Source organism: Hyphomonas sediminis (genome assembly GCF_019679475.1).
Taxonomy (GTDB): domain Bacteria; phylum Pseudomonadota; class Alphaproteobacteria; order Caulobacterales; family Hyphomonadaceae; genus Hyphomonas; species Hyphomonas sediminis.
The window spans coordinates 1,432,876-1,458,250 of the sequence record NZ_JAIEZP010000001.1 but is presented as its reverse complement, the minus strand read 5'-3'; the positions used below and the strand labels follow the sequence as shown (position 1 = coordinate 1,458,250).

General features: G+C 62.9%; 23 protein-coding genes. 11 read left to right on the top strand and 12 right to left on the bottom strand.

The features are described 5' to 3' along the window. From rplK to K1X12_RS07295, 4 genes are all read right to left on the bottom strand, one after another. Positions 1–447: a 50S ribosomal protein L11 gene (gene rplK / locus K1X12_RS07310; RefSeq protein ID WP_220986956.1), complete on the bottom strand. Its 447-nt coding sequence runs from the start codon at positions 445–447 to the stop codon at positions 1–3. Between the two features lie 196 nt (positions 448–643). Continuing rightward, positions 644–1,480 (bottom strand): M48 family metallopeptidase, encoded by an 837-nt coding sequence (locus K1X12_RS07305; protein ID WP_220986955.1) that lies wholly within the window; start codon positions 1,478–1,480, stop codon positions 644–646. 115 nt (positions 1,481–1,595) lie between these two features. Beyond that, positions 1,596–2,918, bottom strand: a complete 1,323-nt coding sequence (locus tag K1X12_RS07300; RefSeq protein ID WP_220986954.1) for a helix-hairpin-helix domain-containing protein — start codon at positions 2,916–2,918, stop codon at positions 1,596–1,598. Continuing rightward, a complete protein-coding gene (locus tag K1X12_RS07295) occupies positions 2,915–4,336 on the bottom strand; it encodes an OmpA family protein (RefSeq protein WP_220986953.1) in 1,422 nt (473 codons plus the stop codon). The genes K1X12_RS07300 and K1X12_RS07295 overlap by 4 nt, the downstream gene beginning before the upstream one ends. 108 nt (positions 4,337–4,444) lie before the next feature. On the opposite strand from K1X12_RS07295, the gene K1X12_RS07290 reads away from it, so the two are divergent. Further along, positions 4,445–5,260, top strand: a complete 816-nt coding sequence (locus tag K1X12_RS07290; protein ID WP_220986952.1) for a TrmH family RNA methyltransferase — start codon at positions 4,445–4,447, stop codon at positions 5,258–5,260. Beyond that, complete coding sequence (locus K1X12_RS07285) at positions 5,257–6,153, top strand: class I SAM-dependent methyltransferase (RefSeq protein ID WP_220986951.1); 897 nt, start codon at positions 5,257–5,259, stop codon at positions 6,151–6,153. Before K1X12_RS07290 ends, K1X12_RS07285 begins: the two co-directional genes overlap by 4 nt. A 174-nt stretch (positions 6,154–6,327) precedes the next feature. Here K1X12_RS07285 and K1X12_RS07280 read toward each other — a convergent pair whose 3' ends face one another. Both K1X12_RS07280 and K1X12_RS07275 read right to left on the bottom strand, forming a co-directional pair. Then, the gene (locus K1X12_RS07280) at positions 6,328–9,477 is read right to left on the bottom strand and encodes a TonB-dependent receptor domain-containing protein (RefSeq protein WP_225907909.1); all 3,150 of its coding nucleotides are present in this window, start codon (positions 9,475–9,477) and stop codon (positions 6,328–6,330) included. Positions 9,478–9,827: 350 nt separating this feature from the next. After that, positions 9,828–11,450, bottom strand: a complete 1,623-nt coding sequence (locus tag K1X12_RS07275; RefSeq protein ID WP_220986950.1) for a peptide ABC transporter substrate-binding protein — start codon at positions 11,448–11,450, stop codon at positions 9,828–9,830. A 112-nt stretch (positions 11,451–11,562) separates the two neighbouring features. Here K1X12_RS07275 and K1X12_RS07270 point away from each other — a divergent pair, with 112 nt between their 5' ends. Beyond that, positions 11,563–12,063 carry a hypothetical protein gene (locus tag K1X12_RS07270; RefSeq protein WP_220986949.1) on the top strand — a complete coding sequence of 167 codons (501 nt, stop codon included), beginning with the start codon at positions 11,563–11,565 and terminating at the stop codon, positions 12,061–12,063. Here the strand turns inward: K1X12_RS07270 and K1X12_RS07265 are convergent, their stop codons facing one another. From K1X12_RS07265 to K1X12_RS07255, 3 genes are all read right to left on the bottom strand, one after another. After that, the gene (locus K1X12_RS07265; protein WP_220986948.1) at positions 12,064–12,960 is read right to left on the bottom strand and encodes an MBL fold metallo-hydrolase; all 897 of its coding nucleotides are present in this window, start codon (positions 12,958–12,960) and stop codon (positions 12,064–12,066) included. Between the two features lie 32 nt (positions 12,961–12,992). Beyond that, the gene (locus K1X12_RS07260) at positions 12,993–13,931 is read right to left on the bottom strand and encodes an ATP-grasp domain-containing protein (RefSeq protein WP_220986947.1); all 939 of its coding nucleotides are present in this window, start codon (positions 13,929–13,931) and stop codon (positions 12,993–12,995) included. A 114-nt stretch (positions 13,932–14,045) separates the two neighbouring features. Beyond that, positions 14,046–14,456: a protein tyrosine phosphatase family protein gene (locus tag K1X12_RS07255; RefSeq protein ID WP_220986946.1), complete on the bottom strand. Its 411-nt coding sequence runs from the start codon at positions 14,454–14,456 to the stop codon at positions 14,046–14,048. A gap of 133 nt (positions 14,457–14,589) precedes the next feature. Between K1X12_RS07255 and K1X12_RS07250 the strand changes: the two genes are divergently transcribed. From K1X12_RS07250 to K1X12_RS07240, 3 genes are all read left to right on the top strand, one after another. Next, entirely contained in the window at positions 14,590–15,561 is a 972-nt protein-coding gene (locus tag K1X12_RS07250; RefSeq protein WP_220986945.1) for an ABC transporter permease, read from the top strand. Then, complete coding sequence (locus K1X12_RS07245; RefSeq protein ID WP_220986944.1) at positions 15,561–16,472, top strand: ABC transporter permease subunit; 912 nt, start codon at positions 15,561–15,563, stop codon at positions 16,470–16,472. Before K1X12_RS07250 ends, K1X12_RS07245 begins: the two co-directional genes overlap by 1 nt. Positions 16,473–16,547: 75 nt before the next feature. Beyond that, entirely contained in the window at positions 16,548–17,312 is a 765-nt protein-coding gene (locus tag K1X12_RS07240; RefSeq protein WP_220986943.1) for an alpha/beta fold hydrolase, read from the top strand. A gap of 3 nt (positions 17,313–17,315) precedes the next feature. Here the strand turns inward: K1X12_RS07240 and K1X12_RS07235 are convergent, their stop codons facing one another. Next, positions 17,316–17,717, bottom strand: coding sequence for a VOC family protein (locus tag K1X12_RS07235; protein WP_220986942.1), 402 nt, complete (start codon positions 17,715–17,717; stop codon positions 17,316–17,318). A gap of 170 nt (positions 17,718–17,887) precedes the next feature. On the opposite strand from K1X12_RS07235, the gene ypfJ reads away from it, so the two are divergent. Continuing rightward, complete coding sequence (gene ypfJ, locus K1X12_RS07230; protein WP_220986941.1) at positions 17,888–18,733, top strand: KPN_02809 family neutral zinc metallopeptidase; 846 nt, start codon at positions 17,888–17,890, stop codon at positions 18,731–18,733. A 49-nt stretch (positions 18,734–18,782) separates the two neighbouring features. Continuing rightward, positions 18,783–20,072 (top strand): O-acetylhomoserine aminocarboxypropyltransferase/cysteine synthase family protein, encoded by a 1,290-nt coding sequence (locus K1X12_RS07225; RefSeq protein ID WP_220986940.1) that lies wholly within the window; start codon positions 18,783–18,785, stop codon positions 20,070–20,072. Positions 20,073–20,122: 50 nt separating this feature from the next. Here the strand turns inward: K1X12_RS07225 and K1X12_RS07220 are convergent, their stop codons facing one another. After that, positions 20,123–20,557, bottom strand: a complete 435-nt coding sequence (locus K1X12_RS07220) for a secondary thiamine-phosphate synthase enzyme YjbQ (RefSeq protein ID WP_225907908.1) — start codon at positions 20,555–20,557, stop codon at positions 20,123–20,125. Positions 20,558–20,672: 115 nt separating this feature from the next. Between K1X12_RS07220 and K1X12_RS07215 the strand changes: the two genes are divergently transcribed. After that, complete coding sequence (locus K1X12_RS07215) at positions 20,673–21,638, top strand: energy transducer TonB (RefSeq protein ID WP_220986939.1); 966 nt, start codon at positions 20,673–20,675, stop codon at positions 21,636–21,638. A 10-nt stretch (positions 21,639–21,648) separates the two neighbouring features. Here K1X12_RS07215 and K1X12_RS07210 read toward each other — a convergent pair whose 3' ends face one another. After that, positions 21,649–22,395 (bottom strand): DUF72 domain-containing protein, encoded by a 747-nt coding sequence (locus tag K1X12_RS07210; RefSeq protein ID WP_220986938.1) that lies wholly within the window; start codon positions 22,393–22,395, stop codon positions 21,649–21,651. A gap of 127 nt (positions 22,396–22,522) precedes the next feature. Here K1X12_RS07210 and K1X12_RS07205 point away from each other — a divergent pair, with 127 nt between their 5' ends. Next, positions 22,523–23,479 (top strand): glycosyltransferase family 2 protein, encoded by a 957-nt coding sequence (locus tag K1X12_RS07205; protein WP_220986937.1) that lies wholly within the window; start codon positions 22,523–22,525, stop codon positions 23,477–23,479. After that, complete coding sequence (locus tag K1X12_RS07200; RefSeq protein ID WP_220986936.1) at positions 23,466–25,217, top strand: GtrA family protein; 1,752 nt, start codon at positions 23,466–23,468, stop codon at positions 25,215–25,217. Before K1X12_RS07205 ends, K1X12_RS07200 begins: the two co-directional genes overlap by 14 nt. Positions 25,218–25,375 lie beyond the last annotated feature (158 nt).

Genomic DNA, 25,375 nt, shown 5'->3' with positions numbered 1-25,375 from the left:
TTACTCCACAACCTGAAGGCCCATCGCGCGGGCGGAGCCGACGATGATTTTCGTGGCGGCGTCGAGATCATTGGCGTTCAGGTCATCCATTTTGACCTTCGCGATCTCGCGGACCTGCTCCATCGTCACTTTGCCGACGGTATCATAACCCGGCTTTTTCGCGCCCGATGCCGGTTTCTTGCCGAGCTTCAGGCCAGCGGCCTTCTTCAGCAGAACGGTGGCAGGCGGCGTCTTCGTGACGAAGGTGAACGACTTGTCCTGATAATACTGGATCACGACCGGAATCGGCAGACCTTCTTCCATGCCCTGGGTACGAGCATTGAACGCCTTACAGAATTCCATGATGTTGATACCGCGCTGACCGAGGGCGGGGCCCACTGGCGGCGACGGGTTGGCCTTGCCGGCCGGGATCTGGAGCTTGATCTGCCCCAGTAGTTTCTTAGCCATTTTGTCCTCACAACTTGGCGACGGGGCGGTGGTCTTTCGATCCGCCCGGTTGATAACGAGGCTCCGCGGTTCGGCTGGCAGCCTCCCACGGAAGCGCGGCGTATGACGGAAAGCCCCTGCCCGGTCAAGTCACTCCCATGAAAAAGCCCGGACACCACACGGTATCCGGGCTTCCCAGCTTTGATGCGCTCAGCGCCTACACCAGCGCATAGCCCCGCGCGTTGATGTAGTTGCGCAGCTCCTGCGCGCGGCGGGCTGGATCGGGGTGGGTCGACATGAATTCCGGCGGGCGCTGGCCCTTGGACTGGGAGTCCATCAGCTCCCACAGGCGGATCGACTGTTTCACGTCATAGCCGGCATTGTGCATATAATCGACGCCGAGACGGTCGGCCTCAAGCTCGTGATTGCGGCTGTAAGGCAGGATCACACCGAACTGGACGGCGGCGCCGCCCAGCGCGCCGATGGCGGAGCCATACTTGCTGAGCTCTTCGGAGGAGGCCACCGCGATCTGGCCAACCATCAGGCCAGCCTGCGCTGCCATCGTTACGGACATGCGCTCTGCGGCGTGGCGGCCAGCTACGTGGCCAGCCTCATGGCCCAGCACGGAAGACAACTGGTCGTCATTCTCGGTCAGCTCGGTGATACCGCGGTAAACGCCTACCCGGTTGCCCGGCATGACGAAGGCGTTGACGTCGTCGGTGTCGAACACTGCGACATCCCACTGCTCATGATCTTTCCTCGCGCCCTTCGCAGTCCGGTTCCACACGTTGAGAACGCGGTTTTTGAGGGCGGTGTTGGAGGTCTGCGGCACCTGGGTTTTCATGTCGGACCAGGCCGCCGTCGCCATGCTGGCGACTTCCGCGTCGCCCATCAGCAGGAACTGGCTGCGCCCGGTTTCCGGGTTGGTGGTGCAGCCCGAGACGAAAGGCAGGACCGTGCCGGCCGCAATGCCCGTGATGATGGCCCGGCGTGACATGCGGATGCGCGGGGCGCCCGCAAGAATTTCACCGTCAAAATCAATCCGCTCGACCATACTTGCTCTCCCTGAAGTCCGGCACGCGGGAAGGTTAATCCGCTGCCGGCAAAATGCAATTGCACAGCGTCAGGCTAGGCAGCCACCCGTGAACCCGCGCTGAATAGGAAATGCGTCAGGAACCGACGCTTTCATCGACTAGAATGGCGGCCTGCTCGACCCAGCCTTCGCGGCGAATACGGCCGTTAAAGTTCAAATAGTCGTCCACCCAGGCGATGTTCTCACGGCTCCACTCGGCAATCTGGTCATAGTGGAACACGCCAATGGAATTGAGCACTTCCTGAATGCGCGGGCCAATGCCGCCGATCAGCGTCAGATCATCCGGCGCGCCCTCAACCGGCTTCTCCAGCGCCAGCGGGCGGGCCGGAACAACAGGTTCAGCATCTTCAGCGGCAGCGTCATCTTCTTCCAGACGGCCCAGAATGGTTTCAGCGGCGGAGGGGTAATCCTCGTCCTCATCGTCCGCATCATCCTCATATTCTTCGAAGTCTTCGCCGTCATCATCTTCAGCATAGGCGTCGTCTTCAGAGGCCTCGTCCTCTTCGTAGGCGTCCTCGTCATCCTCCAGGGCAGCTTCGCCCTCATCGTCGGCAGCGATTTCATCAGCGACAGCGGCCGCGTCACCTTCGAAATAGGCAAGCCGACCTTCAAGATAACGGTTGCGCCAGCGCAGGCTGGCCAGTTCTTCCTCGATCGACTCGGTATCTGCAGACTTGGCAGGCGCTTCAGGCTCCGGCGCAGCAACTTCCACGGGCGCTTCGGGGACCGACGCGACAACGGCCGGCGCGACAGGCTGGGAGGCGACTTCGTCTTCCAGCGCCGTTACGCGCTGAGTGAGATAATTGACCTTCCAGACCAGCTTTGGATCGGGTTCAGCGGCAGGCGCGGGTTCAGGTTCAGCCACTGCAGGCGCAGCCGCGACAGCGGCAGCAACCGCTTCGGCCTTCGCAACTTCTGCTGCTTCCAATGCAGCGCGCGCCGCTTGCAGTTCGGCCTCAAGCCCTCCAACGCGCTGCTCAAGCTCAGCCGCGCGCGCAGAAACAGCGGGGTCCACCATGGGCATCGCCGCCATTTCCGGCGCCGGCGCCAGCACGGGCGGCGCAGCCTTCAACTCTTCCAGTTCGGCCCGGGCGCTGTGGAGCGCCGCAACGGTTTCGGCCAGCTGGCGTTCCAGTTCCGGGTCGGCTTGCGGGGAGGCCAGAACAGCTTCCGCCATCTGCGTGCCGCCCTGCCCCGTCAGCAGCTTGCGCTGGGCGGCGAACAGACGTTCGATCTCGTCGCGTGCTTCACCGAGTTCCACGCGCGCCACGTCCCGGTCGACCTCGGCCTTGCGCAGCTTGCCGAGCAGCATCATGCCGCGCAGCGACCAGCCCAACAGCAGCGCCACAAATGCAGCAGCGGCCAGTGCGATCCACATGTGCGCGACAAGCCAGGTCATTCTCTGCTCCGTTCCAGAACTCTAATCCGTACAGGCTGCTGCAGATCAGCGCCTGTGTCTTCTGACTGATTATCCGCCTCACTTGGGAGGGAGCCAGAACTGATAGCAGCCAGACGGGCGCGGGGCACCCCTGCTGCGGCGAGGAAGTCTGTGAGTTCGGAGGCCTGCACGCTGCCGGGCGCTTCAATCTCGAACCGCTTGTCTGTGCTGCAATTGCGGGCAATCCCGGCGATCTCATCGAGCGAGGTACGGCTCTCGCGGGCGAGTGTGCTGCCGGCATCGGCAAAGCGGATATCGCCGCGCGCCAGGACATTCTGAAGCGCGTCCTCGCAGGTCATTCCCGTGTCGTTTACGAGCGCGGGCGTGACATTCTGTGTATGAACCGTGTCTTTTTGAGGCATTTCGGCACCAATCACGGCCTTCCAGGGGCGGCCTGCGCGCGTCATGTCTTCCTTCAGGAAGTAGAGCGTCGAGGCATCTGCCACCCCATCGAACAGGAAGGCGCCGGCCGTTGCATCGAAGGCCATGTCGCCGGACCGGAACTTCGTGAACTCCGGCAGCCCCGCCAGCGCCCCCGCAAGCCAGCCTTCAGCCGGGGCGGCGCCGAGGGTCATCTCGTCAACGACCTCACCGGCAAAGCCGCTCGTGGCCGCCAGCAACGCCCGCCGTTGGGCCTGATCCGGAATGGCGCCCGAAAGGGTGAGGACGCCGGGGCTGATTTCGGCGCGCCAGCGCACATCCCCGGCGATCATCGGCTCGCCCTTGAAGGGCGCCGCGATCGAAGCCAGCGAAGCGGCAACCTGCGAGCGGGTGGCGGGCTCAGCGACGCTGCCCCGCAGGACGACGCGGTGATCGGTGATGGTGACCTCGCCCTGCTCCAGTTGCACAAGGGCGGCCAGGGCGATGCGGGCCACGCCCTGGAAGTTGCCGGCAGGCGCGCCGGCGGCGAGCTGCATCTCATCGGCAACAGCGGCGCGGCCAACAAGGCGCGCCTCTTCCACAAGATGCGCCTGAATGGATTTGGACGGGACACTGCCGGAGAGAACGATCTGGCCATCCTCAGTCTTGCGGGCCCGCCAGATATAAGGAGAAACCGGCTGGGCCGCTTCCACCCGCGCCTCAACCAGCGTGACGCCGCCGAAGATGACCCCGCCTGCCCCGCTGCTGCGCCGGACAGTGCGGGCCGCCTCGATAACCGCATCGGCAGAGGGGGCCGCCCCGGTGATCACCGCGCGCTGGCCATCCATGCGGACAGTGGCCCAGTTTGCCCCGGAAGCCGCCAGCGCCGCCTGCGCCTGCGCCTCCAGCCGTGACTGGAGGTTTACAGCGCTCTGGGGGGACTGATAGATGCCCCACCAGACAAGGAAAGGCAGGGCAAGGAGGGCGAGCCCCCCAAGCAGGTAGTCAAGCAGGCGCATGACGTCGCTGACCTCCCAAATCCAGTAACCCCCAACACTTCCCTCACCCGCCGAGGGATGCCCTAAGCCCAACCTTACCGCAAGATGAACCCAGCAGGCCGCCCGGCGATGAAACAGCCCCTCGAACTGATTACCAGCCCCGCGAACCCTCTGGTCAAGGCCCTGAAAAGCCTGGAACGAAAGAAAGAACGGGCCGAAACAGGCCTGTTCCTGGCCGAAGGCGCCCGGATCGTCAGCGAGGGCCTGGCACAAGGCTGGCAGCCCGAGACCGTCATTATTGCGGCGGATATGGCAGATCGGCCACAGATTGCAGACCTGGCCCGGCAGGCCGCCAAGGCCGGCGCCCGCGTTGTGGCCGCGCCTGAGCGGCTGATGACCAAGATCACCCAGAAGGATAACGCCCAGAGCGTGGTGGCCGCTTTCCGCCAGCGCCACCTGAAACTGGACGCCCTGCCCAAGCCCAAGGGCGCCCCGCTCTATATCGCGCTGTTTGAAGTGCGCGACCCCGGCAATCTCGGCACCATCCTGCGCACCGCAGACTGCGCCGGGCTGAGCGGCGTCATCCTCGTGGGCACCTGCTGCGACCCCTACAGTTTCGAGGCCGTGCGCGCGTCCATGGGATCGCTGTTCGACGTTCCCTTTGCGCAGGCTGATTTCGACAGCTTCAACACCTGGCGCAAGGCGCAGAAGCTGAGCCTGACGGCCGCCTCCGTAAACGGAACGGTGCGCCATGACGGGGCCGACTATCAGGACGGCGCCATCATCATCATGGGCAATGAGCAGGCCGGCTTGCCGCAATGGGCCGAGGCGGCCTGCGATACGCTGTGCCTCATCCCCATGCGCGGAGGCGCCGACAGCCTGAACCTCGCCCAGGCGAGCGCCATCATGATCTATGAAGCCTGGCGCCAGCGGGGCTATGCATGAGCATGAAAACCGAAACCCGCCTTCTGATTGCCGACGACTGGGAAGACTATGCCCTGCTCGACAGCGGCCACCTGCAGAAGCTGGAACGCTTTGGCAGCCAGACCGTGATCCGGCCTGATCCGCAGGCTTTCTGGGAACCCGCCCGGCCCGTGCAGAGCTGGAAAGCGGATGCACGCTTCGTGACCAAGGCGCAGGATGAAGACGGCGCAGGCAACTGGGAAATCCTCTCCCCCCGCGCCAGCGAAGCCTGGCAAATGCGCTGGAACGGCCTGACATTTACCGCCCGGCGCACCGCCTTCCGGCATATGGGCGTGTTCCAGGAACATTCCGTACACTGGCGGTTTGCGCAGGAACAGATCCGCGCCGCGAAACGCCCACTGAAAGTGCTGAACCTGTTTGGCTATACCGGCATGATGTCGCTGGCCTGCGCCGCCGCGGGCGCTGAAGTCGTCCATCTCGATGCCAGCCCGAAATCGAACGGATATGGCAAGGACAACCAGTCCCTCTCCGGCCTCGACGGCCGCACCATCCGCTGGATTGCCGATGACGCGATGAAATTCGTTGCGCGCGAGATCCGCCGCGGCAGCCGCTATGACGGCATCGTGCTGGACCCGCCGAAATTCGGCCGTGGCCCGAAGAACGAAACCTGGCGGTTTGAAGAAAGCCTGCCCGAACTGCTCGACGGCGTGCGCGACCTGCTGAGCGATGAGCCGCAATTCGTGATCGCCACCGCCTATGCCGTGCGCCTCTCCTACCTGGCCGTGGCGCAGGCCCTCGGCGACCGGCTGAAGCCCTATGGCGGCATCATGGAAATGGGCGAAATGGCCCTGCCCCAGCAAGGCAGCGACCGCCTGCTACCCACCGCACTCTATGCGCGCTGGCGCGCGGGCTAACCGGCACCGCCGCGCCGTTCTGAACACTGCCATCAAATCTGCAGCCGGAAGGCCTTTTGGTCGTTCCAATAGCTCGTGCTCATTTCCCGCCCAATCAGCCAGCGACAGACACAACACAAAAGAAAACGGCGGCCCCGAAGGACCGCCGTTCCCTAAAGTGCTTTCGCAGACTTATTAGAAGTCGAGCGTCAGGCCGACGAAGACGTAGCGGCCAAGAGCGTCGTAGGTCTGCGGGTAGGTGTTGCCGTTACCCGTGGTGCCGACCGAAGCCGAGAGCGGCGGATCTTGGTCCAGAACGTTGTTCACACCGAAGCGGAACGCGGCCCAGTCTTTGACAGCCCAAGTGCCCGACACGTCGAAATAGTTGACGGCATCGAGGGTCGAGTCCGGACGACCAGTTGCGCCGGTGTCGAGGTCGACTTCACCAATGTGGCGCCAGGTCAGGTTCAGACCGAGGCCATCATACGGCGTTGCCCAGGCAAGGCGGGCACGGTGACGGTATTCCGGGGTCGGCGTACCGCAATCGTTACCGTATTTGCCAACGCAGTCGTATTCGAACGCAGCGTTGCCAGCCGGGTCAACCGTGAAGCTGTCGAGGATGGTGCCGTTGTAGGACAGGTTCAGACCACCGAAGGAACCGATGCCGAAGGTGTATGCACCTGCGATATCGAAGCCGGAGGTCGAGATACCACCGATGTTCTTGTTGAGGTCAACAACATTGCCCTCACCAACCCAAAGCTGACCGTTTGCATTACGCTGGATCAGCTGGCAGGCGTCTTGATCGTCATACACATAGCAGAGCTGCAGAGTGACGCTGGCACCAACCTGCGAAATCGCCTGAGTGATATCAATGTCATAATAGTCAACAGAGAGGTTCAGACCAGGGATGAAGCTCGGCGTGGCGACGAAGCCAAGCGTGAGCGTCTCGGCTTCTTCCGGCTCGAGGGCCGGATCGCCGCCCTGCAGGAAGTTGTACTGGCCGGCCGGCGAAGTGAGCGAGCCATTGTTGGCCTGGATGGAATTCACCTGCCAGGGGTTCGTACCAAGGCAAGCTGCGCCTGCCGTGCCATCGTCTGCCGGATCGGTGAAGTCACACGGATCATCATCCAGGTCGAACAGGTTGAAGCCCTGCGACTGGAAGAGGTCGATGACGTTCGGAGCGCGGACAGCGTTCTGGAAGCTTGCGCGCAGACGCAGATCCGAGGTCGGAGCATATTCACCGCCAACCTTCCAGCTGTTCGAGCTGATGCCCGTCGAGTAGTCGGAGTAGCGATATGCACCGTCTATTGCGAGCAGTTCGATGCCCGGACGGCCTTCAACCAGCGGAAGCTGGAATTCGCCGAACAGGTCGTAGCTGTCGATCGAGCCGGACAGCGGCAGCGTCGGGCCACCCTGACCAGCGCCATCGCCGGTTGCGAAGCTGACGTCAACCGTCTGGTCGATCGCGTCACGGCGATACTCGATACCACCTGCAACCTGCAGACCGGTCGAAGCCGTCGGCAGTTTCCAGCCATACTGGCCGAGGTCACCCGTGATCGACGCGGTCACCACTGCTTGCTCGGTCGAGCCGTTCTGGAGAAGCGGAACCTGCAGATAGTTCAGAGCGGCATCGTTAACGCCACCGATCTCGAAGATGTTCCACGGCACGCAGTTCGCGTCCGTGCCGTCGTCGAAGCTACGGCAACCGATTTCGCCAGCAGCCAACTTGCCCGATCCGTCGCCGGTGATCACGTCGAGTGCGCGGTTCAGGCGAACGGTCGAGAACTCGTTCCGGTAAGAGCGAGCCAGTTTCACGCGCGAGAACTGAGCCGACACGTCGTAGGAGAAACCCGGAGTGTTATAGAGCGGGCCATTGAAGCCGATCACAGCGCGGTAGGTTTGGTAGCCGAGATGGTCCTGACGACCGCCACCTTCAACGTTCCGGCGGCCGATATAGGCCGGCGAGACGCCGTTGAACGGCGTCATCGACACGGTGCCATCTTCGTTGAGGGTCGGAGCGCCGCCCGTCAGAGCGTTCTGAACACCGAGGGTTGCGTTGATGTAGTCCTGGCCGCCATTCGGATTGAGGGCAAGGAATTCAGCGACATCATCCGGATCGTCGATATCCGGCACCAGGTCGACTTCGCAGAGTTGCGAACGCTGGGTCGCGCTGAGCAGCGGGTTGTCACAGCCGATACCGAAGGTCGAGAAGAAGTTGCCCGACGGAGCGATCTGCGCGTTGGACTTGTAGTCCATGAACATGAAGTTCGCGTAGGCGTTCACATAGGGGTTGATCTCGTACTCGGAGAAGAAGCCTGCAGAGTAACGTTCATCCGGACGCTGGAAGAAGTTGGTCGGCCCGAAGTTGTAGTTATCCGTTGCCGCATAGGGGCGGAAATCACCGGTCGCCTGATCAATCGTGTAGTTGAAGCTTGCAAAGTCGGTGAAACGACCCGGGTAGGAAGTGCCCGAACCGCCGCAGGTGAAGTTGCCAGCAGAAATGCCGCCGATCGAACATGCCGAATAGTCGTAGAACTTCTGTAGCACGGCGTCGTTGTTACGGTAGCCAACATAGCCCGTGAAATGGCCACGTCCATCTTCGGTGGAGGCACCGATGACACCGGTGATCTCTTTGGACCAGCCGAGCGACACGTTGTCTTCCGGAACCTGGAACTGAGACGGGTTGGTTTGCGAGAACTGCTCGAGGCTGCTGATCAGGTTGCCGTTGGTGTCGTAATCGTTCTCATGGTTGAAGAAGCCATACTGAGCGTCGACCTGAACGCCTTCGAAGTCTTTCTTCATGATGAAGTTGACAACGCCGGAGATAGCGTCCGAACCGTAGACAGCCGAAGCGCCGCCGGTCAGCACGTCAACGCGCTCGACGAGCTGGCTCGGGATCAGGTTGAGGTCGGCAGCCGGATCGTTCGGCGAGCCGTAGGGCATACGCTTGCCGTCGATCAGGACCAGCGTACGGGTCGAGCCGAGGTTACGCAGCGAGACCGTTGCGGTGCCCGAAGCGCCGTTCGAAACGGTCGAGTTCTGAGCGGCGAACGCCTGCGGCAGCTGGACGACCAGGTCTTCAACGCGTGTTGCACCCTGCAGCTTGAAGTCTTCGGACGAGACCGACGAAACCGGGCTGGTGGTGGTCAGGTTCGGCTGCATGATGCGCGAGCCGGTGACCGTGATCATCTGCTGACGAGCTTCGGCCTCTGCCGGTGCCGTATCAGTCGTTGTCACAGCCGCGTCATCTTCTTGTGCGATGGCGGGGACCGCAGATGCAACAAACATTGCACCAGCAATCATCGACGACATCAGAAGACGTGTCTTGAGGTTAACTTCACTCATAAGTGTGCTCTCTCCCATTAAAAAGGCCCGCCATCAAAGCGATGAATAGCGAGCGTTCGCCTAACCCTCCAGGCGAACGATTGCATCGAGTTAAGGTTTGCTCCCCCCTGCAAGTCAATTGCCGTTTGCGAAATTTGTCATGAAACTGGCAAACTGTGGCAGCCACGCCTCACTTCGCGACATCTGACGGTTAACAAGGCTTTATTATTGGCTGCGCGCAAAAGATTATGCCCATCCGCCACTTTGCGGATCAACAAGCCCCACGCCGGCCCCTTCCCCCACCATTCGCGCATAAAAAAGCCCGGCCAGAGACGCCTGGCCGGGCTTTGGAAGCTGATTGAGCCCTGACTCTACTGCGCCGTCATGCCATCGCGGCAGAGGAAGCGGGAGCGATGGATATCCTTTGCGTTGTCAGCCCAGCCCGTCAGGGTCGGGTCGACAAGGTTCTGTGTGACCTGCACCCACATCGGTGTGATCGGATACTCTTCCAGCATGATGCTTTCAGCCTGCGCGAACAGCTCTGCGCGCTTCGTCAGGTCCAGCTCCTGGTTCGACTCGGCCAGCAGGCGGTCATAGTCGGCATTGGCATAACGGCCATAATTCTGCTGACCGGTCGTCGACTGGAGCAGATAGAGGAAGTTGATCGGGTCATCGAAGTCCGCCAGCCAGGCGCCGTCGGAGACCTGGAAGTCATTCTGGCGCAGGCGAGCGTAGAGCACCTTCGTATCCTGGCGCACGATGACGGGCTGTACCCAGTCGGCAATCTCGGCCCAGTTCTGCTGCGCCACCGGGGCGACTTTCGGGTTGTCCCCGGTCGAGCGGTGGGTGAACTCGAATTTCAGCGGGTTGCCCGGGCCATAACCGGCCTCTTCCAGGAGGCGGCGCGCTTCCACAAGGCGCTCCTCCCGCGGGGTATCTTCCCAGGAAACATGCGGGCGCGGCACATCATAGTTGCTCATCGCCGGCGGCACGAACGTATAGGCGGCCTGGAACCCCGGCGTCATCACATTGCGGACCATGAACTCACGGTCTAGCGCCATGGACAACGCCTTGCGGACACGCACGTCATTAAAAGGTGCGCGTTGCTGGTTGAAGGACCAGTAGGTGGTCAGCAGACCCGGCGATGTGCGGACCCAGCCGGGGAACTTTGCTTCCACCTCGGCCTGACGCGGGCCTGAGAAGACGTTGTTCACATCGAGTTCACCGGCCGCGATCTTGTTCTCGTAAGCCGCTTCGTTCTCAATCTCGAAATAGACAACGCGGTCGAAGCAGGCCTCGGTGGCGCCAAAGCCGGTCGGATTCTTCTCCGCCACCAGCTGGTCGCCGGTGCGCCAGTAAACAAGCTTGTAGGGGCCGTTGACCACAATGTTCTGCGGCTGGATCCAGGCGTCGCCATAGGCTTCGACCGCCTGGCGCGGCACAGGGAATGTGGTGTAGTGGCTGAGCAGACCGGGGAGATACGGCGCCGGATATTCCAGCGTGATCTCGAAGGTCTTCTCATCAATGGCGCGTACGCCCATTTCTTCAGGCGGCAGCTCGCCGGAGTTCACTTTCTCCGAATTCTTCACCAACCACAGCATCGAGGCATATTGAGAGGCGACGGTCGGGTCCTGGATGCGGCGGAACGCGTAGACAAAGTCATCTGCGGTAACGGGAGCGCCGTCCGACCAGTAATAATCGCCGAGTTTGAAGGTCCAGACGGTGCCGGTGTCATCGACTTCCCAGCTATCGGCCATGCCGGGAACCGGCTTGCCGTCAGCGTCGTCGGTGGTCAGGCCGATCATCATGTCGCCGATGACAATGTTTTCCCAGGCCGCCGACGATTTATGCGGGTCCAGCGTATCGACCTTGGCGGAAATGCCCCGGCGCAGCGTGGGCACATCGCCCGCTGAGTTGCCGCCGCCGCCACAGGCAGCCAGCGTCAGCGCCATGATCGCACTGGCCGCGCCGGCCAGCAGGGTTTTCATTTTCATCGGTTCATGCCTCCTTGATCTTCCTGTCTCGTTCGAGATTTGCCAGAACTGGTGCCAGACGGGCGGCAAAAAGCAAAGTCTTGCCCGCACAGAAGTGAACGGGAGTTGATCCATGCTGCGTAATCTGGCCGCCATGACACTGTTTGCCGCCTGCGCCACAGGCGCGGCCCTCGCACAGGAGGCCAGCCTGGATGCAGTGCTCGCCTGCCGGGCGATTTCTGACCCGACCGAACGGGTCGCCTGCTACGACACAGCCGTGGGACGGCTGGAAGAAGCGCAAGCCGTGGGCGATGTCAAAGTCATCACGCGCGCTGAGGTGGAGAAGGTGCAACGGGAGTCTTTCGGTTTCCGCATCCCTTCCCTGCCGACCTTCTCGAGCGGCGACAGGAATGATGGCGAACTTGATCGCGTTATCGAGCCGGTGAAATCGGTGTCGAGTTCGGGCGGCAAGCTGCGAATCGTTCTGGAGAACGGCTCCATCTGGCAACAGACTGACGACAAGGCGCCCCGCGCGCGCAACGTGAAATCCGCAGAAATCTACCAGGCCGCCATGGGCAGCTACAAGATGAAGCTGGATGGTGGCCTGGCCTTCCGGGTCCGCAGGGAAAACTGATCAGACGAGCGTGAAGCTCGATCGTGGCGTCGGCTCTGCATCGGCAGTGCCGACCGCGCCGCGCCTCACCAGATCAATCATATGGCCGAGCACACTCATCGCGGCGGCCGGATGCAGGCGCTTGTCGACATCAGCGTAAAGCACCGACACGATATCAGGAATGCTCGTCTGCCCGGCTTTCATCTGGCCAAGGATCGCCGCTTCACGGGCGCGCCGGTGGGCGGCATATTCGCTGATGAAAGTCTCCACGAACGCCCTGCCCTGCACCGGGCTGCCATGCGTGGGCCACAGCGTATCGAACGACCGGGCACGGATCTTTTCGAGACTTTCCATATAGGCGCCCATGTCGCCATCTGGCGGCGAGACCACAGTGGTGGACCAGCCCATGATGTGATCGCCTGTGAAACAGGCATTCTCTTCGCGCAAGGCAAAGCAGATATGGTTTGACGTGTGGCCGGGCGTTTCGATCGTTTCAAGCGTCCAGCCGTGGCCGGAGAAAACGTCTCCGTCTTTCAGCTCCACATCCGGCACGAAACTCGCGCCGCCTTCGCCGCCCTCATCGGCAGCGGTTTCAACGCCGCCATGCATTGCATAGGTCTTGCAGCCAGCCCATTCGGCCAGTGGGCGCGCCAGCGGCGCATGATCGGAATGGCCGTGCGTGACCAGCACATGCGTGATGGTCTCACCCGCAAGCGCCGCCTTGAGCGCGTCAAAGTGTTCGGCAAGATCCGGCCCCGGATCAATCACCGCGACTTCACCACGCCCGATGATATAGACACCTGTGCCGGTGTAAGTGAACGGGCCGGGATTGTTGGCAATCACACGCCGGATCAACGGCGACACCTGGTCCACCTGTCCGTATTCGAACTTGATTTCCCGGACAAACGGAATGGCCATACATATCCCTCGGGTGACTGGTCAGATCGGGATCAGCGCTTCTTCGCCGCGAACTTGTCGGCAAAGGCGCGGGCCATGCGGCGCGTGGCGCGCAGCTTGGCGCCAAGCTTCAGGGCAACGGGCGGGCCCATATCGGTCTTGTTGGCGTCAACGATGAAGATCTTGCCGGAGGCACGGTCGCGCAACACGTCCACGCCGCCCCAGTCGAGGCCGATCTCAGCCGCGAAGGCTTCGATCACGGCGATCTCTTCAGGCGAATAGCAGTTGCGCGGCTCGTCGAGCAGCACCTGCACATTCTCATTGAGGAAGCGACGCTCCAGCGGACGGCGCTTGCGGAACACGATGACCGGCGTTCCGCCGACGAGGCAGCAGCGCAGGTCTTCGACCAATCCGCCGGCAATCTCGTTGTCGATCAGGCGCTGATAGGTCTTCCCCTCGACAGGCGCGTCCAGCGGGCCCTCGAGGACGCGGCCATCATGGGCCGCGTTCAGCTCGGACTTCTCGACCATGCGGCCGGTGAAGGTGGTCGGGTCGACCGCCAGGGACTCGCCGCTGGCCTTCTCGAATGCAGCCGAAACGCGCGATTTGGAGATGTCGGTGCAGCCGAAATTCAACACGCGGGCGCCGGGTTTGACCGCCGGCACATCGTTCGAGGTTTCGGTAGAGTCGTCGAACTGCATCACGATGTCAGCGGTGGAGATATCGTCCACCAGCTTGGCGCCCGACACATGCATGACCGACCAGATGAAATACCAGGGACGCGGCTTGTCGGGATAGAACGCCATGGTGGGGCGTTTATGGCCGGTGAGGAGGCGCCAGGTGCGCCAGTTCTGGACGAAGAAATAGAAGCAGAACCAGGTGAAGATGCTGTGGGCGAGTGCGAGGTCGGGGACGATACGGTGGCCGGTCTTCTTGACGAGGATCGTACCCGCCTCGATCTTGAAGTCATCGGTCCACAGGCGGCCTGACATACGCTCTACTCCTGATACGCCGCCCCCGGCGGAATCTCTTCGGTCAGAGCCCTCGCACGGCTCGGCGTCTGCATCAACACCCGCTTTACGGCGCAAGTGTAGTCCCCGCTGGAATCAGAGCAGCTCGCGAAGGCTGGAGAGATCATACCCTGCCCCGGCCGCCGCGTCGATGATGTCATCGCCGGCGCCCTGCCCGGCATGGACCAGTGCCCAGGCCGTGATGCAGCGGGTGCCGGTCCGGCAATAGGCCAGGACAGGCTGAGGCGCTTCGTTCAGGATCTGCGCCATGCGTTCGACAATCTCAGGCGTCGGCGCGCCGGAAAACGGCAATGCGGCGAAGGTCAGGCCAAGGGACTCAGCTTTTACGCGAATCGGACCCATCCGGGGCTGGTCCACGCCGCCCTCGCCATCGGGGCGATTGGCAACGATTGTCTTGAAACCGGCCGCGGCAATTTCTTCCACGTCGGCTTCGGAAATCTGGGGCGCTACAGCAAAGTCAGCAGTGACGCGGCGGATGTCAGCCATACTCAAAAATCTCCTGCTCCTGCAGCCATCGCTTGATCGGCGAGCCCGACAAGTTAAGGAGTGTTGGGGGCGCTGCCAAGGAGGCGGCTGGCCTCGGCCGTGCAAACTCTTGTGATAAGAGGCTTTTTCTCACGTGACGACGCTCCAGCGAGCTTTTCGGCGTATTCCATGGGGCTATCTGCTCCGGCGCCTTCTCATTGCCATCCCCACAATGCTGGCGATTATTACGGTTGCCTTCCTGATGATGCGCGCTGCGCCGGGGGGACCTTTCGATGGCGAGCGCAAGCTGCCGGCTGCCACAGAACGCGCCATTGCGGAAAAATTCGGCCTCGATAAGCCGCTTCACGAGCAATATTTCGACTATGTCGGCGGCGTGCTGCAGGGCGACTTCGGCCCCTCTTACAAGACCCTCGGCAAGAGCGTGAACGACCTGATCGGCGACGGACTGCCGATCTCCATGACCATCGGCGCATTCACCATGGTTGTGGCCCTCATTATTGGCACGACGCTGGGAATATTCGCCGGGCTCAGGCAAAACTCGGCGGCCGATTACGGGGTCATGGGCTTTGCGATGTTCGGCATCTCGGTGCCCACCTTCGTGACCGGCCCGATCCTGATCCTCATCTTCTCGCTGGGAATGGGCATCTTTGCGGTCGGCGGCCTCGGCACATGGCCCAATATAGGCATGAGCCTGCACAACATGACCCTGCCGGTGGTTACCCTCGCCCTGCCCCAGATCGCCATCATCTCGCGCCTGATGCGCGCCTCGATCATCGAGACGATGCGCTCCAACCATATCCGCACAGCCCGCGCCAAAGGCCTTGCCGAGCGCGATGTGATCGTCCGCCACGCCCTGCCCGCCGCGCTGCTGCCGCTGGTGTCCTATGCGGGCCCGGCCATGGCCGGTGTGATGACCGGCTCGGTCGTGATCGAAAAGGTCTTCGGCCTGCCCGGTCTCGGCAGCTATTTCGTCGATGGCGCGCTCAACCGTGACTACACCCTCGTGATGGGCGCGATCATCGTCTACGCCGCCCTGATCATCGTGCTCAACCTCGTCGCAGACATCCTCTACGCGATGCTCGATCCGAAAGTGAAATACGACTGATGGCCCAGATCGATCCTGTTCTTGATCCCACGGGCCGTGTCGAAGCGGTCAAGACGGCCATCAGCGGTGGCCGTTCGCTCTGGGATGATGCCCGCGCCCGCCTGCTGCGCAACCGCGCTGCCGTCACCTCGATGTGGATCATCGGCTTCCTGGTGCTGGTCGCCGTCTTCGGGCCGATGGTCTGGGTGCATGACTACCGCACCATTTCGGACCTGCGCACCATCGCGCCGACCCTGGAGAACTGGCACATCTTCGGCACCGACCTGCAGGGCCGGGACCTCTTCGCCCGCACCATGATCGGCCTGCGCATCTCGCTGATGGTCGGCGTTGTGGCGACCGTCGTCTCGCTCATCATCGGCGTCAGCTGGGGCGCAACCGCCGGCTATATTGGCGGACGCGTGGACAATCTGATGATGCGCATCGTGGACGTGCTCTACGCCCTGCCTTTCATCTTCTTCGTGATCCTCCTGCTGACCGTGTTCGAGCGGAATATCGTGCTGATCTTCGCCGCCATCGGCGCCATCGAATGGCTGACGATGAGCCGTATCGTGCGCGGCCAGACCCTCGCCCTGAAGGGCAAGGAATTCATCGAGGCCGCCCGCGCCGCCGGTGTCTCCCGCGCCGGCATCATCACGCGCCACATCCTGCCCAACGTGATCGGCCCGGTGGCGGTCTATGTGACGCTGACCATCCCGGTGGTGATCCTGGCGGAAAGCTTCCTCTCCTTCCTTGGCCTCGGCGTGAACGAGCCGCTGACCTCGCTCGGCGTGCTGATTTCCGACGGCGCCAAGATGATGGAAGACAAGCCCTGGATGCTGCTGCTTCCGGCAGGCGTCATGTCAATCACCCTGCTCGCCCTGAACTTCATCGGCGACGGCCTGCGCGACGCGCTCGACCCGAAAGAGCGCTAACACCCGCCAGCAATTGACAGCGGCGTTCAGACCGGCAGCGTGCGCAGGCACGTTTTGCCGGAAAGACCCACCCGCATGTCACAGCTACAGCCCCGGACCTTCGCTTCCTTCGACGGGACGCCGATCAGCTATCAGACGCTCGGCGACGGCCCGCCGGTCCTGCTGCTGCATGGCTTTACCGGCAATGCGGAGATCAACTGGCTCGGGCCCGGCATCGCGCAGAAAATTGCCGCCGCCGGTTACGCCGTCATTGCGCCGGACCTGCGCGGCCATGGCGCCTCCCCGGCCAGCACCAACGCCGCCGATTGGCCACGCGACGCCATCGCGCGCGACCAGATCGCCCTGATGAAACATCTGGGCCAGCAGCCCTATGGCGTGGTGGGCTATTCGATGGGGGCGCTGAGCGCCCTGCGCTACCATTTGCTCTCCCGCGCGGGCGCCCGCCTCATCCTCGGCGGCATTGGTGATGCAGCCGCCGACGAGACCGACACGAAGCGAAACGACGCCTTCCGCGCTGCGCTCGATGCGGCCATCGCCGGAGCCGACACGCCTGAAGCCGCCAGCATGCGCGCCCGCGCAGCGGCGACCGGCGGCACGCTGGAAGGCTACCGTGCGGCGCTATCCGCCCGCCTCTATACCGGGCGCGACCTGCTGGAGACTTTCAAGATTCCCGCGCTGGTGCTGACCGGCGACAAGGACACCGACAATGGCTCCGGCCCAAATCTCGCGCAGATTATTCCCGGCGCGGAGCATATTACCCTGAAGGGCAACCATATCACCGCCGTGGGCGATCCGGCATTCCCCGAAGCGATCATTGCCTTCCTGAACGCCGGGCGCTGAACCTTATTCGGCGCGCCCGTCCACCCGCCAGGGCGGGAAGCGGCGGGCCTTGCCGGCAGTGTAAAGGCAGATGCGGTTGCCCGCGGGATCGCGGTACCAGGCCTCCGCCCACAGCCAGCTTTGCTCGACCGGGCCTTCTGCCGGATGAATGCCGTGCATGCAGAGACGGCCCACCTCCGCTGCCAGGTTCTCGACCTCGAAATAGACGCGGACGCCTTCGCCCTCGGCCACGCTGTCAACGCTGTGCAGCGAGAAGGTGGAAGGCTCGCCGCCCTCGCCTGCCGGACATTCGAACCGGGCGTAGCGCGGCCCGGAATCAACGATCCGCGTAAGCCCCAGCGCCATGTAGAATGCGCAACTTGCCTCATAGTCGATACAAGGGACGGTCACCTGGTTCAGTCTCATCCGCGGGCTCCTGCTCTGCGCAGGATATGGCGACGGGCGCGGCGCGCGCCAAGGCGCCGTAACAATTGCTCAAGCGTCGCTTTACCGCGCCTGATCGCTGAAGGCTGGCCCTCCCCCGCCATATGGCTGTAAAGTCCCCATGGCAGGCAGATGCCCAAAGGAGACGCGCGATGAAATGGCAGGGCGGACGCAGAGGCGGCAACATCGAAGACCGGCGCGGCATGAGCCCCGGAGCAGCGGTTGGCGGCGGTGGCATTGGCGTCATCATCATCGCCCTGATCGGCTATTTCGTCTTTGGCATGGAGCCCCAGCAGATCGCCGAAATCGCCAGCCAGCAACCTGGCACCGCGACCCAGCAGGCAGGCGTTGAAGGCACGCCGGAAGACGATGCCGGCCTCTTCGTCGATGTGATCGGCGCCAATATCAATGATGTCTGGAGCCGCTCGCTGGACGGCTATACCGAGCCGCGCGTCGTACTCTACGAGCAGGGCACCAATACCGGCTGCGGCTTTGGCCAGGCGGCGATGGGCCCCTTCTATTGCCCGGCCGACCAGACCGTCTATCTCGATCTCGGCTTCTGGCAGGACATGCAGACCCAGCTGGGCGCCTCGGGCGCGGACTTTGCCAAGGCCTATGTCATCGCGCACGAGTTCGGCCATCATGTGCAGACGTTGACCGGCGCCTCGCAAAAGGTGCGCCAGGCACAGCAACAGGCGCGCAACCAGGAAGAAGCCAACCAATACTCCATCGCGCTGGAACTGCAGGCTGACTGCTATGCCGGCTTCTGGGCGGCGAATGCGGCGCGCATCTCCGGCGGCGCCGTGGCGCTTGAACCCGGCGATCTGGAAGAGGGCCTGAAAACCGCCAATGCCATTGGCGACGACATGATCCAGAAACGGATGCAGGGCCGCGTGACGCCAGAAGCGTTCACCCATGGCACCGCCGAACAGCGCATGACCTGGCTGCGCCGGGGCTATGACAGCGCCACGCCGGACGCCTGCAACACATTCAACTGATCCGCTAACAGATCTTTCACTTGCATCAAAAATTAAAGGGAGCACGCCGATGAGCGACGGCCAGTACAAGGAATTTGAAACAGCGCAGGTTCATGCGGGCACCCCGCCGGACCCGGCAACCGGCGCGCGCCAGGTGCCTATCTATCAGTCTACCTCCTATGTGTTCCGTGACGCGGATCATGCCGCCGCCCTCTTCGGGCTTCAGGAAGTCGGCTACATCTATTCGCGTCTGACAAACCCGACCATTGGCGCCCTGCAGAACCGCCTTGCTGCGCTGGAGGGCGGCGCGGGCGCTGTCTGCTGTTCCTCGGGCCACGCCGCGCAGATCATGGCGCTGTTCCCGCTGATGGCGCCGGGTCGCAACATCGTTGCCTCCACCCGCCTCTATGGCGGCACGCTTACCCAGTTCACGCAGACCTTCAAACGCTTCGGCTGGTCTGCCAAACTTGTCGACACTGAAGACCTGGCCGCCGTGAAGGCCGCGATTGACGAGAACACGCGCGCCATCTTCTGCGAAACCATCGCCAATCCCGGCGGCTATATTTCCGACCTCGACGCGCTGGCAAAAATTGCAGACGACGCAGGCATTCCGCTGATCGTCGACAACACCACGGCAACGCCCTATCTCTGCCGCCCGATCGAGCATGGCGCCACGCTGGTCGTCCACTCTCTGACGAAATACATGACTGGCAATGGCACCGTCACCGGCGGCGCGATTATCGACTCCGGCAAGTTCGACTGGTCAGCTTCGGACAAGTTCCCATCGCTTTCCCAGCCCGAGCCGGCCTATCATGGCCTGAAGTTCCACGAGACCTTCGGCCCGGCCGCCTTCACCTTCCATGGCATCGCGATTGGCCTGCGCGATCTGGGCATGACCATGAACCCACAAGGCGCCCATTACACGTTGATGGGCATCGAGACCCTCTCCCTGCGGATGGAAAAGCATGTCGCCAATGCTCAGACTGTTGCCGAATGGCTGGAGAAACATCCCGCCGTCGCCAGCGTCACCTATCCCGGCCTTGCCTCCTCGCCCTACCGCGAGCGCGCCAAGCGGATCACGCCGAAGGGCCCCGGCGCGCTGTTCACGGTCCAGCTCAAGGGGGGCTATGACGCCTGCATGAAGTTCGTCGCCGCGCTGAAGCTGTTCAGCCATGTGGCGAACTTGGGCGATGCGCGCAGCCTCGTCATTCACTCGGCCTCGACCACGCACCGTCAGCTGACGGATGAGCAGAAGATTGCCGCGGGCGCCGCGCCGGATGTCGTCCGCCTCTCCATCGGCATCGAAGGCACGCAGGACCTGATCGCCGATCTAGACCAGGCGCTGAACGCCACCGGTTGATCCGGCCCATATGTCTTCAATGGGAGGGGCGGCCTTCACGCCCCTCCCAATCACGCCGAGAAATGCGCCACCACTTGCCGTGTGTGGCGCTGCTCTCGGTGCTCGAACAGGTAAATGCCCTGCCATGTGCCCAGCGCCAGCCGGCCACCGGTCACGGGGATTGAAAGCGACACTTGCGTCAGCGCCGCGCGAATATGGGCAGGCATATCGTCAGGCCCCTCCGTGCGGTGGCGCACCCAGCTCATCGAAGCATCCTTAAGCGACGGCGCGATCCGGCGGAAGAATTCCGTCAGGTCGGTCTGCACATCCGGGTCGGCATTCTCCTGCACCAAAAGCGAGCAGGACGTATGCTGACAGAATAATGTCAGCAGTCCATCACCCCGGCCCTTCACAAAATCCGCCACATCCGCCGTGAACTCATAAAGGCCCGGCCCTATCGTGGGCACGGAGAAGCGCGCCTGATTTTTCATGCTCGTTGGGTTCATGCCGGAATTGCTTTCCTCGAAAGTCGTTTTTTGCCTTCAAATCAGGGCAAGTATACCGTTTATTAGCCCTTCCGGCACGCAGTTGCCTGATAATTTGAAGACGGAGCGCCCCGCGATGAAGAAAATCAGCCTGCTGCTCGCGGCACTTGCCATTTTGACTGCGCCGGCGCTGGCGCAGGGGACGCTGCTGCCAACCAAGCCGCCGGTACCCGAATATCCGCCCGAAGCTGCGTCCCTCGGCATTTCCGGCTGCTGCAAGACGCTGGTCATCGCGGGCGAAGACGGCAAGGTCGCCGAGGCTTACGCACTCTGCAACGATCCGCTGTTTGAACCCGCGGCCCGAAGCGCTGTGCGCCGGATGCGCTTTGCGCCGCAAACCGGCGAAGGCGGCCCCACTCGCGGCGCGCGCTATCAGCGTGACATCCGCTTCAGCGCTGACGGCGCCCCTGCCGCGCAATGCCCGGCGCCCGAAGCACTGCTGGCGAAGGTGAATGGCACGGCGGGCGACCAGATGGCGTCCACATCGCCCCCATCCCCGCCGCCTATGCTGGACTTCTATGGCAGCTGCGGCACGCGTCCCGCGCTCTCCCCCAGTTCGGTCTCCGGGGTCACCAGCCTCGACCGGACACGGATCAATCCGGCCGGCGAGCAATGGCAACGTTTCAGCGATTGGTCGAAGTGCCGCGCAACGCGCTATGAAACCGTCGCGGCTCAGGTCCGCGCTCATTGGGGTGGCCGCGTTATCCAGCCCGGCAGCGAGGACGAACGCCAGTATCTGGCCACGGTCGACCGCCTGCTTGCCGAGGCCGATACGGTGAAAAACGACCGTGCCCTGTCTGGCGAATATGTCAAAGCGCTGAATGCCCGCGCCGATGCCCTGGAGGCGGAAGACCGCGCCAAATCCAGCACGCGCGCGCCCCGTCGCTATGACCGCCCGTCCTCTGGCGGAATGACGGCTGCCGAAGCCTATTATGACAGCCTGTCTGCCGCGCCGCATCTCCGCTGCCTGGAAGACGCCTATACAGAGCAGCAGAGAATGCGTTGCATGGACACCTGGCTCGGCGTGCAGATGCCCCAGTAAGGCGGACGCTTCAGGGGCGCCCCACCCGGCTGATCAGCGCCTTGGCCGCCGCCGGATTGCGCTCCTTTGCACCCGCGATGAAGAAGGCGAACACTTCGCGCTTCTTCGCCCAGCCCTTGAGTGTCTTGGCCCAGGCATCCAGCTCGCCGGCCTCATACCCTGCCTCCAGATCGCTGCGCGTCTGCTGCAGGCGGGCATAGGCAAAGTCGGCCGTTTCAAGGTCCGGCATTGGCCAGTCGGGATCATCGGCAAACACCACCGCGCAGCCATGCTTGCGCACAAGATCCGTGAACGCCTCATCCCGGAACGTGTCATTGCGCACCTCAATCGCATGGCGCAGGCGTACGCCCTTATGCTCGGGCGGCAACAGCGACAGGAAAGCACCGAAATAGTCGGTGTCGAACTTTCGTGTGTCAGGAAACTGCCAGTTGATCGCGCCCAGCCGTTCGCCCAGCGCCGTCACGCCGCCGTCGAGGAACATGCCGACAGAGCTGCGCATATCCTCCACCGTCTTGCGGATCGTCGTCGCCCGGTGCGCCTTCACCGTGAAGCGGAACCCCTCCGGCGTCTCATCCGCCCATTTTGCAAACGTGGCCTCGCTCTGCCCGCGATAGAAGGTTGAGTTGATCTCGATCGCCGTCACCTGCCGGCTTGCATAGGCCAGCTCTCCCGCCTTCTTCACTTCGGGCGGATAAAAGGTTTCCCGCCACGGCTCGAAGTTCCACCCGCCAATACCGACACGAACAGGATGGAGCATGAGATCACCTTTCGATTTGCCTGAAGCCACGGGGCCAGCTTGCCTCCCAGACAAGTATCAGATTGTCAAAGAGGGTTCAGCATGCCAATCGACAGGATAGCCCGGACTTCAATTCTGGACAGAAATCTTGCCCCGAACCCTGCCCGAACTTTCCGTTGTAATCCCGTTCTTCAACGAGTCCGGAAATATCGCGCCGCTGTTCTCCCGGCTGTTGCCCGTTCTGTCGGCCCTGCAGCAGACATGGGAAATCGTCTGCATCGATGATGGCAGCCGCGACGACACTCATGCCCGCCTGATCGCCGCCAGCGCCTCGGCGCCGGGCACGCGCGTCATCAAGCTGTCGCGCAATTTCGGCAAGGAAGCCGCCATCACGGCAGGCATCGATGCGGCGCGCGGCGCGCATGTACTGATCATGGACGGCGACCTGCAGCATCCGCCCGAACTTCTCCCCGCAATGCTGGCATTGCAGGCCGATGGCTTCGATGTCGTCTACGGCCTGCGCCGCTCGCGCAAGACCGATGGCGCCGTGCGCGGCACGCTCTCGCGCCTTTTCTACAGGATCTTTGCCGGCGCCTCGGAAGTGGCCATTCCCGCCGGCGCCGGAGACTTCCGCCTGCTTTCGCGCCGCGCGGTCGACGCGCTGAAATCCCTGCCCGAGCAGAACCGGTTCATGAAAGGCCTTTATGCCTGGATCGGTTTTGCGCAGACGGCCATTCCTTATGATGTAGAAGCGCGCCGCTCGGGCAACAGCAAATGGTCCCTGCGCCGCCTGTTCAGCTATGCTTGGGGCGGGCTCGTCTCCTTCAGCACGCTGCCGCTGCGCGTGTGGACGATCTGCGGCAGCGTGATCGCCCTTCTCGCCTGCGCCTATGCGGCGTGGATCGTCCTCTCCACCCTCGTTCACGGCAAGGACGTGCCCGGCTTTGCCACGCTCGCCGCCGCAATCTTCTTCCTCGGCGGCCTGCAACTGCTCAGCATCGGCGTACTGGGCGAATACATCGCGCGCATCTTTGCCGAGTCCAAGCGCCGGCCCGTCTACATTGTCGAAGAGGAACAGGAGAGCCCGGCCGATGCAGCAGGCTGATATGCGCGCCTCCGCCGCCCGCATCCTCCGCTTCGGCATTGTCGGCGTGGCCGCAACGCTCACCCACGCGCTGCTGCTCTGGGCGATGGTCAGCTTCGGCGGCCTGCGCCCTTCACTGGCGACGCTCATTGCCTTCATCGGGGCGTTCTGCGTCTCCTATCTCGGCCATTATCATTTCACCTTCCGCTCGGCAGAACCTCACGCGGCCGCCCTGCCCGCCTTCGCTTTCACGGCCATCACAGGCGCGCTGCTGAACCTCATCATCTTTGTGCTGATGACGGACGTATTCCGGACGAACTATTGGTTCGCCTTCGCGGCGACCGTCGTGCTGGTACCACCGGTGGTCTACATCCTGTCGAAAGGCCTCGCCTTTGCACCGGAAAAACGCCCCCCCGCAGACGGCGCAAACTGGAAGAACTGGATTGTCCCGGCCCTCCTCTTTGCGGCCACAGCGGTCTACACGCTGCTGTTCCATTTCCAGATCCCCTATTACGACCATTGGGACATCGTGCCCCTCTATGAGGCCGCCCAGGCCGGAACGCTGCGCCCGGCGGACCTGTTCGCCCAGCACGGCTCCCACTGGCACGCCACTGGCTATGTAATCATGCTGGCGACTGCCGAGATGACCGGCATGGCGCTCTGGCCGGATGTCGTTATCAATCTTCTGTTGGCCGCGTTTGGCTTCTGCGCGCTGGCTAACATCGTCGGTCGCGTCGCGCGCGATTTTGGCGCGGCGCGCTATCTGCCCCTCGCCCTCGCGCTAGCCGCCTTCATTCACTTCTCGCCGGACCAGGCAGCCAACTTTCTCTGGGGCTGGCAAGTCGCCCTCTTCGCCAGCATGGCAGGCGTGCTTTGGGCTATCGACCTGCTCTCCCGCCCCGGCCTTAGCCTTCTGCGCACGATAGCCGCCGCCCTCGCTGCCGTGATCGCCGTCTACGGCTTTGCAACGGCCTGGGTGCTTCTTCCCATCGGCCTCGTGCTGATCCTGGCCGCGCCGGAAACGCGCCTGCCAGCGAAACTCGCGTCGCTTGCGCTTTGGGCCGGCGTCTTCGCGGCGCTGTTCTGGCACTTCCTGCTCACGCGCACCGGCTATGGCGAAGCGATGGCGAACACTGCGCCCCTCACAGAAACGGCGCTTGGCATCACGCATTATGTCGCCAATTTCCTCGGCAGCGCAGTCGCCCGCATCTCCCGCCCCGGCGCGCCTTATGTTGCCGCCGCCGCGACCCTCCTTTTCCTCATCCTGACCGGCATCGTGCTCTCGCGCGGCTGGAAAGCGCTCAGCGCTGCGCGCGGCCTGCTGGCGCTTGCAGCCTTTGCCGTTGGTGCAGGCATCCTCACGGCGCTGGGCCGGTGGGCGGAGTTCGGGCCGGATCAGGCCTTTGCCAATCGCTACATCACCCTGTCGAACAATGCCTGGCTCAGCCTTGTCGTCCTCGGTCTCTGCCTCTCGGCGCGCTGGACCGGCGCCCTCAAACTCACCGCACTGGCCGGGCTTTGCCTCTTTGTGGGCGCCAAAACCCTCAACGACGCCAGCGCACTCAACACCGCCCGGCTCGCCACGGATGTGAACGCAAGAGGGGCCGCGCTGGCCTGCAGCTATCCGGAAATCCCGGAAGAGACGCGCGCGCTGATAGCGGCGCCAAGCCAGGATCTCGAGGCCCAACTCGCCATCCTGCAAGCCCACGAAGCCAACCTGTTCCGCCCCGCCCGGACGCGCCATTGCCCCGCAACCTGAGGCTCCGCACCCAAATCCGGCTGCATCCAAAATTAACCATTTAAAATCAATTTATTAATGCTTTTGATTCCGAACGCGCAAGCTGTGGAATTCTCAAAATTCCCCTACCTTTAGTAGAAGACCCGCTGTAGGAGAGCGCGCGTCAACCTGCAGGTTGA

What these genes read in the sequence shown, in the direction of transcription:
- rplK (WP_220986956.1), bottom strand. Translation starts at nt 447, where the DNA reads ATGGCTAAGAAACTACTGGGGCAGATCAAGCTCCAGATCCCGGCCGGC.
- K1X12_RS07305 (WP_220986955.1), bottom strand. Translation starts at nt 1,480, where the DNA reads ATGGTCGAGCGGATTGATTTTGACGGTGAAATTCTTGCGGGCGCCCCG.
- K1X12_RS07300 (WP_220986954.1), bottom strand. Translation starts at nt 2,918, where the DNA reads ATGACCTGGCTTGTCGCGCACATGTGGATCGCACTGGCCGCTGCTGCA.
- K1X12_RS07295 (WP_220986953.1), bottom strand. Translation starts at nt 4,336, where the DNA reads ATGCGCCTGCTTGACTACCTGCTTGGGGGGCTCGCCCTCCTTGCCCTG.
- K1X12_RS07290 (WP_220986952.1), top strand. Translation starts at nt 4,445, where the DNA reads ATGAAACAGCCCCTCGAACTGATTACCAGCCCCGCGAACCCTCTGGTC.
- K1X12_RS07285 (WP_220986951.1), top strand. Translation starts at nt 5,257, where the DNA reads ATGAGCATGAAAACCGAAACCCGCCTTCTGATTGCCGACGACTGGGAA.
- K1X12_RS07280 (WP_225907909.1), bottom strand. Translation starts at nt 9,477, where the DNA reads ATGAGTGAAGTTAACCTCAAGACACGTCTTCTGATGTCGTCGATGATT.
- K1X12_RS07275 (WP_220986950.1), bottom strand. Translation starts at nt 11,450, where the DNA reads ATGAAAATGAAAACCCTGCTGGCCGGCGCGGCCAGTGCGATCATGGCG.
- K1X12_RS07270 (WP_220986949.1), top strand. Translation starts at nt 11,563, where the DNA reads ATGCTGCGTAATCTGGCCGCCATGACACTGTTTGCCGCCTGCGCCACA.
- K1X12_RS07265 (WP_220986948.1), bottom strand. Translation starts at nt 12,960, where the DNA reads ATGGCCATTCCGTTTGTCCGGGAAATCAAGTTCGAATACGGACAGGTG.
- K1X12_RS07260 (WP_220986947.1), bottom strand. Translation starts at nt 13,931, where the DNA reads ATGTCAGGCCGCCTGTGGACCGATGACTTCAAGATCGAGGCGGGTACG.
- K1X12_RS07255 (WP_220986946.1), bottom strand. Translation starts at nt 14,456, where the DNA reads ATGGCTGACATCCGCCGCGTCACTGCTGACTTTGCTGTAGCGCCCCAG.
- K1X12_RS07245 (WP_220986944.1), top strand. Translation starts at nt 15,561, where the DNA reads ATGGCCCAGATCGATCCTGTTCTTGATCCCACGGGCCGTGTCGAAGCG.
- K1X12_RS07240 (WP_220986943.1), top strand. Translation starts at nt 16,548, where the DNA reads ATGTCACAGCTACAGCCCCGGACCTTCGCTTCCTTCGACGGGACGCCG.
- K1X12_RS07235 (WP_220986942.1), bottom strand. Translation starts at nt 17,717, where the DNA reads ATGAGACTGAACCAGGTGACCGTCCCTTGTATCGACTATGAGGCAAGT.
- ypfJ (WP_220986941.1), top strand. Translation starts at nt 17,888, where the DNA reads ATGAAATGGCAGGGCGGACGCAGAGGCGGCAACATCGAAGACCGGCGC.
- K1X12_RS07225 (WP_220986940.1), top strand. Translation starts at nt 18,783, where the DNA reads ATGAGCGACGGCCAGTACAAGGAATTTGAAACAGCGCAGGTTCATGCG.
- K1X12_RS07220 (WP_225907908.1), bottom strand. Translation starts at nt 20,557, where the DNA reads ATGAACCCAACGAGCATGAAAAATCAGGCGCGCTTCTCCGTGCCCACG.
- K1X12_RS07215 (WP_220986939.1), top strand. Translation starts at nt 20,673, where the DNA reads ATGAAGAAAATCAGCCTGCTGCTCGCGGCACTTGCCATTTTGACTGCG.
- K1X12_RS07210 (WP_220986938.1), bottom strand. Translation starts at nt 22,395, where the DNA reads ATGCTCCATCCTGTTCGTGTCGGTATTGGCGGGTGGAACTTCGAGCCG.
- K1X12_RS07200 (WP_220986936.1), top strand. Translation starts at nt 23,466, where the DNA reads ATGCAGCAGGCTGATATGCGCGCCTCCGCCGCCCGCATCCTCCGCTTC.